This is a genomic window from Chryseobacterium sp. SC28 (assembly GCF_003932955.1).
Lineage (GTDB): Bacteria > Bacteroidota > Bacteroidia > Flavobacteriales > Weeksellaceae > Epilithonimonas.
The window spans coordinates 68,661-79,783 of sequence record NZ_QOVY01000006.1; the positions used below are offsets into that span (position 1 = coordinate 68,661).

Annotated in this window: 13 protein-coding genes; 9 read left to right on the forward strand and 4 right to left on the reverse strand. The window is 41.7% G+C overall.

What is annotated here, in order from left to right; genetic code table 11:
- Positions 1-32: 32 nt before the first annotated feature.
- Entirely contained in the window at positions 33-1,055 is a 1,023-nt protein-coding gene (locus tag DTW91_RS05320) for a glutaminyl-peptide cyclotransferase (RefSeq protein ID WP_125202356.1), read from the forward strand.
- Positions 1,056-1,141: 86 nt separating this feature from the next.
- On the opposite strand, the gene trmB is transcribed toward DTW91_RS05320, so the two are convergent.
- From trmB to tsf, 4 genes are all read right to left on the reverse strand, one after another.
- The gene (trmB, locus tag DTW91_RS05325; protein WP_125202357.1) at positions 1,142-1,822 is read right to left on the reverse strand and encodes a tRNA (guanosine(46)-N7)-methyltransferase TrmB; all 681 of its coding nucleotides are present in this window, start codon (positions 1,820-1,822) and stop codon (positions 1,142-1,144) included.
- Positions 1,823-1,865: 43 nt separating this feature from the next.
- Complete coding sequence (locus DTW91_RS05330) at positions 1,866-2,660, reverse strand: hypothetical protein (protein WP_125202358.1); 795 nt, start codon at positions 2,658-2,660, stop codon at positions 1,866-1,868.
- A gap of 146 nt (positions 2,661-2,806) precedes the next feature.
- The gene (locus DTW91_RS05335; protein WP_125202359.1) at positions 2,807-5,488 is read right to left on the reverse strand and encodes a gliding motility-associated C-terminal domain-containing protein; all 2,682 of its coding nucleotides are present in this window, start codon (positions 5,486-5,488) and stop codon (positions 2,807-2,809) included.
- 178 nt (positions 5,489-5,666) lie between these two features.
- Positions 5,667-6,491 carry a translation elongation factor Ts gene (tsf, locus tag DTW91_RS05340; RefSeq protein WP_125202360.1) on the reverse strand — a complete coding sequence of 275 codons (825 nt, stop codon included), beginning with the start codon at positions 6,489-6,491 and terminating at the stop codon, positions 5,667-5,669.
- Between the two features lie 243 nt (positions 6,492-6,734).
- Between tsf and DTW91_RS05345 the strand changes: the two genes are divergently transcribed.
- The 8 genes from DTW91_RS05345 to ftsY all read left to right on the forward strand — a co-directional run bounded on the left by DTW91_RS05345 (position 6,735) and on the right by ftsY (position 11,046).
- Positions 6,735-7,304, forward strand: a complete 570-nt coding sequence (locus DTW91_RS05345) for a DUF6759 domain-containing protein (protein ID WP_125202361.1) — start codon at positions 6,735-6,737, stop codon at positions 7,302-7,304.
- A gap of 127 nt (positions 7,305-7,431) precedes the next feature.
- Positions 7,432-8,100 carry a hypothetical protein gene (locus DTW91_RS05350; RefSeq protein ID WP_228412657.1) on the forward strand — a complete coding sequence of 223 codons (669 nt, stop codon included), beginning with the start codon at positions 7,432-7,434 and terminating at the stop codon, positions 8,098-8,100.
- A gap of 77 nt (positions 8,101-8,177) precedes the next feature.
- Positions 8,178-8,792, forward strand: coding sequence for a deoxynucleoside kinase (locus tag DTW91_RS05355; RefSeq protein WP_125202363.1), 615 nt, complete (start codon positions 8,178-8,180; stop codon positions 8,790-8,792).
- Positions 8,793-8,863: 71 nt separating this feature from the next.
- Complete coding sequence (locus tag DTW91_RS05360) at positions 8,864-9,214, forward strand: ArsC/Spx/MgsR family protein (protein ID WP_125202364.1); 351 nt, start codon at positions 8,864-8,866, stop codon at positions 9,212-9,214.
- Between the two features lie 158 nt (positions 9,215-9,372).
- Positions 9,373-9,621: a 50S ribosomal protein L28 gene (gene rpmB / locus DTW91_RS05365; protein WP_125202365.1), complete on the forward strand. Its 249-nt coding sequence runs from the start codon at positions 9,373-9,375 to the stop codon at positions 9,619-9,621.
- The gene (rpmG, locus tag DTW91_RS05370; RefSeq protein ID WP_125202366.1) at positions 9,621-9,803 is read left to right on the forward strand and encodes a 50S ribosomal protein L33; all 183 of its coding nucleotides are present in this window, start codon (positions 9,621-9,623) and stop codon (positions 9,801-9,803) included. Before rpmB ends, rpmG begins: the two co-directional genes overlap by 1 nt.
- Before the next feature lie 19 nt (positions 9,804-9,822).
- Positions 9,823-9,978 (forward strand): DUF4295 family protein, encoded by a 156-nt coding sequence (locus tag DTW91_RS05375; protein WP_125202367.1) that lies wholly within the window; start codon positions 9,823-9,825, stop codon positions 9,976-9,978.
- Positions 9,979-10,092: 114 nt separating this feature from the next.
- A complete protein-coding gene (gene ftsY, locus DTW91_RS05380; RefSeq protein ID WP_125202368.1) occupies positions 10,093-11,046 on the forward strand; it encodes a signal recognition particle-docking protein FtsY in 954 nt (317 codons plus the stop codon).
- Positions 11,047-11,123: the final 77 nt, after the last annotated feature.

Sequence of the window (11,123 nt, forward strand, 5' to 3'; positions counted from 1 at the left end):
TCCGGAAACATCCGGCGAATAAAATATTCTAAATGAAAAAGATTTTTTTAGCATCTGCCTTCGCACTTCTGATTTTGGTTGCTTGTAATAAGGATAAAGAGATTTTGAATTCTTTAAATGATTACAACCTCAGCCGGCAAGACAAGGGCTATCATTTTGGCGACAAAATCCAAATCCCCCAAGATGTTTTGGAATATGCAGATGCCATCACGATAAGCCTGGCCGACCAAGAAAGCAGCAGCCTCATCATCGATCCAAAATTCTTCACTTTGGGCGAAAATGATATCACATTTAACATCAAAATAAAAAACGGCGAAGTTTTGCAACAGGATGCAACCATCAATGTTTTTGCTAAAACCAAGGCCAGAGCGATGAGTTACGAGATAGTCAACCAATATCCGCACGATCCCAAGAACTTCGTTCAGGGTTTCCAGTTAGACGGCAATATTGTTTATGAATCTGATGGCCAAACCGGGCAATCGCGAATTCTGAAATATAATCTTGGAACTACAACGCCACTGGCAAGTACTTCGCAGCCGCAAGATGTTTTTTCCGAAGGGAGCGCCATCGTGGGAGATAAAATCTATCAATTGACTTGGCAGAACAAAAAAGGTTTTATCTATGACAAAAACTCTTTGAAACTGATAAAAGAATTCCCGTATGACGGGATGATTGGCGAAGGCTGGGGGCTGACTTATGATGGTAAAGAACTTATACTTTCCGACGGAACGAAAAATCTGTATTTCCTGAATCCGGAAAATCCATCGAAAGTCGTGCGATATATTTCGGTGGCCAGCGACAAGGAAGCTTACGATCAATTAAATGAATTGGAATACCACAATGGCTCTATCTACGCCAACGTTTGGCAAAAACCCATTATCCTGCAAATTAATCCCGCTAACGGCGAAGTAACGGGCATTCTTGATCTATCTAATATCACAAAACAGAACACTACCGGAAATGACGACGTTCTCAACGGCATAGCCTTCAAAGGCGACAATATGCTGATTACCGGGAAAAACTGGAGCAGAATCTACGAAATTGCCGTGAAATAAAGTATCGAAAATTTCGCTGAAAAACCAAAAGAGCTTCCCAAAGGAAGCTTTTTTTTGTTGGGTGTTTTGTCGCAGTGGATAGACGTCTATTCATCTTTCAATTTGAATTTGATGTAAGTGATTGTTTTTCCTTTGCTCGAGAACAGTTCCTCATAATACGTCCGGATATCCTTCAGCAATGGGGTATCGGGCTGATATTCTGCTGCGCCGTAGATATCGTGGTGTGCGGTGAGGATCTCGTGACCCAAGCCTTGCAGCAAGCCCAGCGTGTAGCCGTGCAGATATTCGGAGTCGGTTTTGAGATGGATGACGCCGTCTTTTTTAAGGATTCTTCTGTATTTTGCCAGAAACTCGGGGTTTGTAAGCCTGTGTTTCGTTCGTCGATATTTAATCTGCGGATCCGGAAATGTGATCCAAATCTCCGACACTTCATTCTCCGCAAAAAGATGATCGATTAATTCTATCTGAGTTCGGAGGAAAGCCACATTATCGAGATGATTTTCGATCGCTTCTTTGGCTCCGAACCAAAATCTGGCACCTTTGATATCGATCCCAATAAAATTTTTCTCTGGAAAAGCCTTTGCCAAACCCACGGAATACTCGCCTTTGCCACAACCAAGTTCCAAAACAATCGGATGAGTGTTCCCGAAAAATGCGTTCCACTTTCCTCTGTGTTCGAAACCGTGAATGGCCTCGTCGCGCGTTGGCTGGATCACATTTGGTAAAATTGTATTCTCCTTGAATCTTGCAGCTTTTTTCTTGCCCATTTTTTTTGAAGTTTTTCAGCTCTTGAAAATAGATTGAGATTAATTAAATTTCGGAAGTGGCCTGCATCAGATGAGAATTCTGCAATCTTCGGAGATAAATTGGAAGATACTTTTCGATATACGTTTTTGCGGCTTCGTAATTATTGGTTTCCAGATAGTCGGTAATATTGTCGGAACTATAGACAAATTGCAGAAAATTGGGGATCAATTCTTTCGGAATTTTCATTTTAATAAAATAATCGTCGCCCAGATAATCCTGCAGGTTTTTGATATTCCTGCTCATCCGCTCGTATTGGTAATAGCGTTCTTTTTTCTTCTTCTCGCCGGAGATCAAATCAAAAATACTCTCGATACTTAAGCTAAGACCTTGGTTGAAGCCCAAAACCGGGATATCGGGCGGATTTCCGTCGCCTTCTGGTTCGGGTAGTCCAATCATCTTGCGGAGTTCGAAGCTTTTGTCGGACGTCTTCAGCATCGCCACATCTCTGCGAAGGTTGCCCGTCGGTTTGAAGGAACTCAAGATCACTTCCTGAATCTCGTAGTAGGCAATCTGCAACTCGATGAAATTTTTTCGCATTTCCAGCATTTGAGCCGTGACTTTCACATCTTTTCTTTCTGTGGCAATGGAAGTAAACCGCAGAATATCGCCTTCTTTCACTGCAATTTTGAACTCGCCGTTGTAGTTTGCCAAAACGCTTTTGTGCGCGTTAAGATTGGTGACATAGACTTGGTTGAGATAAAGACTGGATTTATCTCTGATGAAAATCTCGCCTTCCAACTCCTGTCCGTAGATCGGTATCAAACATAGCAATAGAAAAACCGTGAATATCTTCTTCATAATGATCCGGCAAATTTATAGAGAATAAAACTGAGAAGCATTAAAATAAGAGTGCGAAAATGGTTAAAATTTTACTAAAACTTCAAGATTTTATTGCTCTTAAGAGCCTCTACTTCGAGAAAAATACTTGTCGAATTGGAATTTTTCTAATTTCTGTTTTTCAGGAGAATCCATCCGGTCATGATGTCGGGTTCTGTATCCGCAGAATCCTGCCACTGGAGCAGATACCAATAAGTGCCGGTCGGCAGTGGCGCTCCGTTTTCCTTCCCGCTCCAAATAAAATGGTTGGCATCATTGCCATCAAAAACTCGCCTGCCGTTGCGATCAAAAATCTGGAATTTGGGATTGATTTTATATTGCAAACTCGACATATCGATGTAATCATTTTTCCCGTCACCATTGGGTGTGATGACATTGGAAATCCCGATGACCGAGAAGGTCTGCGTTACGGGATTGCAATCGTCTGCAGATTTCACATAGACGGTATAAACTCCCTTGCCCTCGGTAATTGGAAGCGTGTTGGACGAGCTGTACAAAGCCAGCGGTGGAAGATAGTCCAATGCACCATCTTTTTTGATATAATATAAATACGGCGCTCGGCCTTTGGTGACAGTGATGGTGACAGACGTATTGTTTTTCACATCGATCGTATTGATCACCGGCAGTTCAAAAGTTTCTAAAGAAATCTCTCCGGTTTTGAAACAGTTGTAGGTATTATAAATTTTTACATAAACCGTAGTTCCCGGTTTTGAAGTATAATACGGTGCAGAAAGCAACTCAGAATCTGGTATTCTTTGGGTGAAATTGGCATCCTCATAATATTCGAATCGGGAAATGCTGGGATCGGTGTTCGGGATTTCGTAATTATTTTTGAGGTTATAAGAACCCATTTCGTTTTGCAGACAAGAGCTGATGGCGATCTTTGGCGTTTTTAAATTGATCTGCGCTATCGTAACCGTCACGGTCACCTCCTCGGAATCTGGGAAATCTCCGTTTCCCTCAAAGTAATATTTGAAAACCACTTGCGGCAGATCTGTATTTTCTGCATCGAAGTGAATCTGACCGGTTGCCGGATCCACATAGGCTCTTCCGCCGGCAGGCTGCATCGAAATAAAGGTTTTGGAAATATTGACCGGGATAGAAGCGTCTTTTGTGAACACAGGCGTGATGACAGGGATGCTGCTGCAATTCCCAATAGGACCGATTGTTTTTGTCGTTAAATCTGTGCATTTCAGATATTTAAACTCTACGGTTTCTTGAAAAGGAAGACAAGAAAATTTGGTTACTCTGCATTTGTAATATCCAAATTGTGCGCCCGGCGTTATAAAATAGGTGGCAGGATTAGACGGATCCGGACTCGCGGGATAGGGCTGGTAAGAACCGGGGCTATTATCCGGGCTGAAAGTCCACTCGTACAGATCATAAATATTATCGACTTCCAGCCGTTGACCTGTGGCGCAGTCGCCGACTTTCGAAATAGCAGGAACCGAGCTGAAGCCGGCGAAATAACCGCCGTACCCCACATTGGTAGAACCTCCGGCAATGCCCACGGTAATGGCCCGGCCATTTCTGGCTTCGATGGTAACGTTCCCGGTTGCATTGAACAAAGAATAAAGTTCCCAATCGGTTCCCACAACAGGATATGGACCATACAAGCCCAGTTTGGAATCATTTACATACACGTCTGACCCGTTCTGCGCTATAATATTCAGTTTTATGTTGTGGGTGGCATAGAAACCGCTGTTGGTCTGCACTTCGTTTTCATTAACTGCACTGAGCTCATCAATTTTGCTGGGCAGGAAGCAGGAAAGCGCCGGAATCAGATTCATTCCGCCGGAAGCGTCCTCAAAGTCTGAACTGCCGGCAAGCAACTGGTAAACATAAACATTTTTTGATGTTTTGATATGTAGACCAAAGATATTATCGGTGGCAGAAACTGCAAAATACAGCTGGGATGGCACAAAAACAAAGTCGCCGGCATTTGCAAGTGTGTAGTCGGGAACAGATGTGGTATTATTATTAAGACGAACTTCGGTATTGGCTTCCGTTGCGATAATCAGAGTTTGCTCCATAATGGAAGGCGATTGCGAATTAAGATTTCCATTTCCGTTCATCACAATAAATTCGGCGCCTGTTTTGTCCAACGGAATAGACTGATCCATAAAAATATCGATACCAGTGTCCGCAATTCTACCAGAAAAACTGCCGTTGGAAACGCTGATCGGCTTATCGCTCACGATTTTGGCGCCGATGAGGCCTTTGCCTAAAGTTTGCACGTCATTATTGACTTCAAAAATATAAGATTCTCCCTTGTTCAGGATGACTGTTTTGGTGGAATTGGCGGCAGGATCATTGGTGAAAATCAAACCGGGATCGAATCCTGACAAGGTGACCGTCGTAGAATTTTCTGTGGCAATGACGCTCGCCGTGTGGTTGGAAATTGCCGGGTAGCTCCCCCTTTGTACCGGCGGCATTCCCAAATAGAAAGCTTTGCCGAGACCTGCCAGACCTTTGGACGTTACGATCTCTGCGTGATTGCGAACAGAAAAACGCATATTGGCAAAATATTTTTTCGTACCGATCAGGTGCAATCCCATCGTCAGCACCTTCATTCTGTCTGCAGAATTATCTGTGATGATATATTCTCTTGGAATGGTGAAGGTTTCGGGCTTTCCTTTGCTGATTGTTTTGGTAGCCAGCAGTGTACTTCCGCTGTAGATTTCTACGTTGAAAGGCGTTGTTTCTTTGGTTGAAAGGTAAACGGCCTGATAGTTTTCCGGAGATTGGTAATTATTTCCCAGCGGAGCAAACCAATGCTCGACATCCATCTGTGCATAAAATATGGACGAAAGAAAAAACAATAAGAATAGAAAGCTCTTTTTCAAAATATGGAATATATGGATGACAAAATTAGTCTATTTTGTTTTTTTAAATCGATCGCAGCGCATAAAAAAATCCTGCCATAGAAAATACGGCAGGACGATATTATTAGTTTCGGAATTTTAATCAACCCAGAGCAACTCTCACGAACCCTGTAATTTTAAGATCCGGGTTGACGGATTTTACATAGTCTGCAACACTCATTCCCGGATCTTTGATGAAAGACTGATGGACTAAAGTGTTGTCTTTGTAGAATCGTTGCATCTTGCCTTTCAGGATATTATCGATGATGTTGGCAGGCTTTCCTTCTTTGATCAGCAGTTCTCTTTCGATTTCCAATTCCTTGTCGATGGTTTCCTGAGAAACCTGAGTCTCGTCCAGCGCCAGTGGGTTCATCGCTGCCACCTGCATAGAAACCGCTTTCGCCACTTCCTCTGCGCCATCTACTTTTGCAGAAAGTGCGGTGATCGCAGCAATCTTGTTCCCCGCGTGGATGTAAGCACCCAAGTAGGCGCCCTGAATACTTTCGAACGCACCGATTTCGATCTTCTCGCCGATCACGCCGGTCTGCTCGATCAATTTTTCGGCCACCGTCTGTCCGTGGAAGTCAGAAGCTAAAAATTCTTCTTTGTCGGCATAGGCCAATGCCTGCTCTGCCAATTCGTACGCCAATTCTATGAAGGCTTCATTTTTTGCAACGAAGTCGGTTTCGCAATTCAGGGAGATGATGGCGCCCAGGGTATTATCCTCGTTCACTCTTGCGATGACGGCACCTTCGGAAGAATCTCTGTCTGCTCTGTTGGCGGCTACTTTTTGACCTTTTTTTCTAAGGATGTCGATTGCTTTTTCAAAATCTCCTTCAGCTTCTGCAAGAGCTTTTTTGCAATCCATCATTCCTGCGCCGGTGGTGTTTCTTAATTTTGCTACGTCTGCAGCTACTGGTGTATACATAATGACATTTTTTTATTTTTAATTAATTATTTTTGTTTTCCGCTTTCACGTTTTTCGGCGTGCAAATATAGTGATTTTTATAAAAAATAAATACTCATAAAATACCATCGTGTATTCGTATTTTCATCTTTATTCTAAAAAATAATTGCGTTAGATGGTTGTTTTGTCTCATAAATTTTCGCACGATTTACAAGATTTAAATTATTTTTACGTTTATATTTCACAGTGTATTTTAAATAACGAATGAAGAAGATATTTTTATTTTTGATTTTCCTGATTTCCATCGCTACTTATTCGCAAGTGAGTGTTTTTGAAGCCAGAAGGACGACGGACAGGGCGGTTGTAGAACAATTTATTCGGGATAATCCCAAACATCCGGCCGTTCCGGAATTGCAGAAAAGACTGGTCTCACTTTCCTACGGCAAGGCATCATCTGCGATGGCCAAGCCAACCATCACGCCGATGACCGAAAAGAAAATCGAGAAAACATCCATCGTGGGAACTTCCGCCACAAAAGGAGAACCCTCGCAGCAAGCCAAAAGTACCGCCACAATGCTTACCAATATTTTGAACGGCACCTCCAATTCGAAGGAAGCGGTGATCCAGTTTGTCAACAAATCCAAATGCAATCTCATCATTAAAATAAACGGAAAGAAATTCTATAACTTGACTGTTCCCGCAAATGGTCAAAATTCTATTATGGTGGAAAAAGGCAGTTACGATATTTCGACTTCCATTTGCGACGCGATTTACAAGCAGAACAAAGCCCTGAACGGCAATCTTATCATTACCCTAAACTCGGCAAAGAAATAAAAAATTAAAAATCAATTTCCGGAAAAATAGATCTTCATTGAAGTCATTATCTCTTATATCCCTATTCATCTTCTGCTCGTTTTTTTCACAGAAAAAAATTGCCCTGGATTCTTTGCAGACTCGGGATGTGCAAGAGCTTCTGGGAGACGACTATGGGAATATCTATCTGTATAAAAACAAGGATCTCAGTTTTACCAAATATGACTCTCTCGGAACGCAACTGGGGAAAGTGATGCTGACCTTTCCGTACAAAATCCAGAGCGTTACCAACCCGCTGAACATCGTGATGTTTTCGGAAAACGCGCAGGAAATCAAATTTCTGGATCAGAATCTGAATGAAATCCAAAAAATAAATCTGAGCGGTATTTTTGGCTTTATCAAAGCGGTGTATGCCGAAGATCTTCAATACGCGTGGCTGATAGACGAGAGCAATAAGACACTCATCCAGTACAACTTCCGGAGTAGCAGCGTCATCAGCTCATTCCCTTTTAGCATCAATCTGCAGTCTCTTCGGGATTTTTTGGTTTATGACAATCGGATTTACATCCTTAGAGATAACGCTTTCGAAGTTTACAATGCTACGGCTACGCTACTCTTTGCGAAGAAGCTAATGGATGCTAAAAAACTTCGGCGGATAAATAATGACATTTTGGTATTTGAAAGCCAAGCGGTGCAAAAATTTGATGGTAAAAACATTTCTGAAATCTTCCGAAACGAAAGCGCAAAAATTGTGGATAAAAATAATGCGGGATTTTTGGCGCTCATAAAGGACAAACTTTATCTTTACCAAAAATAATTTGAACACTTATAAAGCAAGGTCAACGTGATTATTGGTCTTTATCTTTATATAAAATTTCAACCATAATTTAAAGAATGCATATCGCAGTTACAGGAAACATTGGTGCGGGGAAAACTACGCTGACCACCATGCTGTCTAAACATTACAATTGGGAAGCACAGTTCGAAGACGTAGATCAAAATCCTTATTTGGATGATTTCTATGGTGATATGTCTAAGTGGAGTTTTGCACTGCAAATTTATTTTCTGGGAAGCAGATTTCGGCAAGTAAAAGAAATCCGGGAGAGCGGGAAAAATGTGATCCAAGACCGCACGATCTATGAAGACGCACATATTTTCGCGGAAAATCTGGCGGAGATGAAGCTCCTTTCGGAACGGGATTTTCAAAATTACCTCTCCGTTTTCAACCTGATGAAAAACTTTGTTTCGGCACCGGATTTGCTGATCTATCTGCGCGCCGATGTGCCTACTTTGGTACGGCAGATCACCAAGCGGGGAAGAGAATATGAAGCCGGGATCAGCATCGATTATCTCTCAAAACTGAATAACAAATATCAAAGCTGGATTGCGAATTACAAAGAGGGCAAACTCTTGATTATCGATGTAGATGACCTTGATTTTGTAGAAAAACCCGAAGATTTCGGATACATATTAGAAAGAATTGATGCAGAGTTGAACGGTTTGTTTTAAATTGTTTTTGGCGAAATAATTTGTGCAAATCTCAAAAAATAAAATCGCCAAATTTTTAATGCAAAAAAACTATGATAAAAGTCATCCACAACAACAGCTGCCCCGAGTCTAGAGCAATTCTGGAATATCTGGATGAGAACAACATCAAATTTCAAATTATTGATGTCGAAAAAGAGCCGCTGAGCCTCTTTGAACTGCGAACTCTTTTCAAAAAACTCAACAAAAATCCGAGCCGAATCCTGAGACATTCTCCGGAACTCTACAAAAAACATTTCTCGGACACAGAAACGATAGACGACGAGCAAGCGCTGAAAGTCATCGCCCAGAACCCGGAATTGATCGAATGCCCCATCTTGATCAAGGGCAAGGTCGCTATGGCGGGACATCCTCTGGAAAACGTGAAATTTTTCATAGAAGATTAATTGCATCTTTATATTCTGTTTCCAAGCTTGGCAATAGCAATTTCGAGTAATCACATTCGGTATTTTGTGAAATATTTTTTAATAATAATTTGCCTATCCGGAAAATATTCCTTTATTTTGCACACTCAAATATTCATTAGTCCAAAGAACATCGAGATATGTCAAAAATTTGCCAAATAACAGGTAAGCGTGCTATGGTAGGAAACAACGTTTCCCACGCTAATAACAAAACGAAAAGACGTTTTGAAATTAATTTATTAGAGAAGAAATTTTTTCTGCCTGAGCAAGATAAATCAGTAACCCTGAAAGTATCTGCGCACGGATTGAGAATCATCAACAAGATTGGTATCGAAGAAGCACTTGAAAGAGCGGCTAGAAATGGATTTATTAAAAACACAACGAAGTAATGGCTAAAAAAGGTAACAGGGTGCAGGTGATACTGGAATGTACCGAGCACAGAGAAAGTGGCATACCGGGAATGTCGAGATACATTACCACCAAAAATAAAAAGAACACAACGGAAAGATTGGAACTAAAAAAATTCAATCCGGTTCTGAAGAAATATACGGTTCACAAAGAAATCAAGTAATCTATAAAAATATTTTACAATGGCAAAGAAAGTAGTGGCAACGCTCCAAGGCGGTGCAGGATCAAAAAAAATGACCAAAGTGATCAAAATGGTAAAGTCTTCGAAATCTGATGCTTACGTTTTTGAAGAAAAAGTGATGAGCGCAGACGAAGTGGACGCTTATCTTAAAAAATAATTTCGCAAACAACTTTACAATATAGAAAACTACTCTTTTCAAGGGTAGTTTTTTCGTTATATTTGTTTCCGACAAATATCAATCGATTATCATCAATCATTTATTACAGATCCAATGAGCTGGTTTAAAAAAATATTCAAAAAAGAAGACAAAGAAACGCTTGACAAGGGATTGGAAAAATCCAGCCAAGGTTTTTTTGACAAAATATCCCGCGCGGTCGTCGGAAAAAGTACGGTGGACGAGGAAGTCTTGGATAATCTGGAAGAAGTTCTCATCGCGTCGGATGTGGGTGCAGAAACCACGATCAAAATCATCAAAAGAATCGAAGACCGCGTGGCAAAAGACAAATATGTCAATGTCAGCGAGTTGGATCATATTCTGCGCGAGGAGATCTCCGGACTGCTATTGGAAAATCCGCACCTTGGTACCGACAACATCGATGCAAGTAAAAAGCCATACGTCATAATGGTCGTTGGTGTAAATGGCGTGGGAAAGACGACAACCATTGGAAAACTGGCGTACCAATTCAAATCCCAAGGACTGAAGGTGGTGCTTGGCGCTGCAGATACTTTTCGCGCCGCAGCAGTGGATCAACTTGTCATCTGGAGCGAGAGAGTCGGCGTTCCCATCGTAAAGCAGGAAATGGGATCAGATCCCGCTTCGGTGGCTTTTGATACCGTCCAATCCGCCGTTGCGCAGAACGCTGATGTTGCCATCATCGACACAGCAGGGCGATTGCACAACAAAATCAATCTGATGAATGAACTTGCCAAGATAAAAAGGGTGATGCAAAAGGTCATTCCGGATGCGCCGCATGAGGTTTTATTAGTGCTGGACGGCTCCACCGGTCAGAATGCTTTTGAACAAGCGAAGCAATTTACTGCGGCTACAGACGTTACTGCGCTGGCGGTCACAAAACTGGATGGCACGGCAAAAGGAGGCGTCGTGATCGGTATTTCCGACCAGTTTCAAATTCCTGTAAAATATATCGGCGTTGGCGAAAAAATGGAAGATCTCCAGATTTTTGATGGGTTGGAGTTTGTAGATTCGTTCTTTAGGACGCGGTAGCGGTTTATTAAATATGAACCACAAAACAATTTTTTTAAACAATGCATCATATTTTTTGATGCATTGTTGTTTTATTT

Bases quoted from the DNA above. Each gene is read 5' to 3' on its own strand.
- DTW91_RS05355 (WP_125202363.1), top strand. From the start codon at position 8,178: ATGCATATCGCAGTTACAGGAAACATTGGTGCGGGGAAAACTACGCTG.
- DTW91_RS05320 (WP_125202356.1), top strand. From the start codon at position 33: ATGAAAAAGATTTTTTTAGCATCTGCCTTCGCACTTCTGATTTTGGTT.
- DTW91_RS05375 (WP_125202367.1), top strand. From the start codon at position 9,823: ATGGCAAAGAAAGTAGTGGCAACGCTCCAAGGCGGTGCAGGATCAAAA.
- DTW91_RS05360 (WP_125202364.1), top strand. From the start codon at position 8,864: ATGATAAAAGTCATCCACAACAACAGCTGCCCCGAGTCTAGAGCAATT.
- DTW91_RS05330 (WP_125202358.1), bottom strand. From the start codon at position 2,660: ATGAAGAAGATATTCACGGTTTTTCTATTGCTATGTTTGATACCGATC.
- trmB (WP_125202357.1), bottom strand. From the start codon at position 1,822: ATGGGCAAGAAAAAAGCTGCAAGATTCAAGGAGAATACAATTTTACCA.
- DTW91_RS05345 (WP_125202361.1), top strand. From the start codon at position 6,735: ATGAAGAAGATATTTTTATTTTTGATTTTCCTGATTTCCATCGCTACT.
- DTW91_RS05335 (WP_125202359.1), bottom strand. From the start codon at position 5,488: ATGGATGTCGAGCATTGGTTTGCTCCGCTGGGAAATAATTACCAATCT.
- ftsY (WP_125202368.1), top strand. From the start codon at position 10,093: ATGAGCTGGTTTAAAAAAATATTCAAAAAAGAAGACAAAGAAACGCTT.
- rpmB (WP_125202365.1), top strand. From the start codon at position 9,373: ATGTCAAAAATTTGCCAAATAACAGGTAAGCGTGCTATGGTAGGAAAC.
- rpmG (WP_125202366.1), top strand. From the start codon at position 9,621: ATGGCTAAAAAAGGTAACAGGGTGCAGGTGATACTGGAATGTACCGAG.
- tsf (WP_125202360.1), bottom strand. From the start codon at position 6,491: ATGTATACACCAGTAGCTGCAGACGTAGCAAAATTAAGAAACACCACC.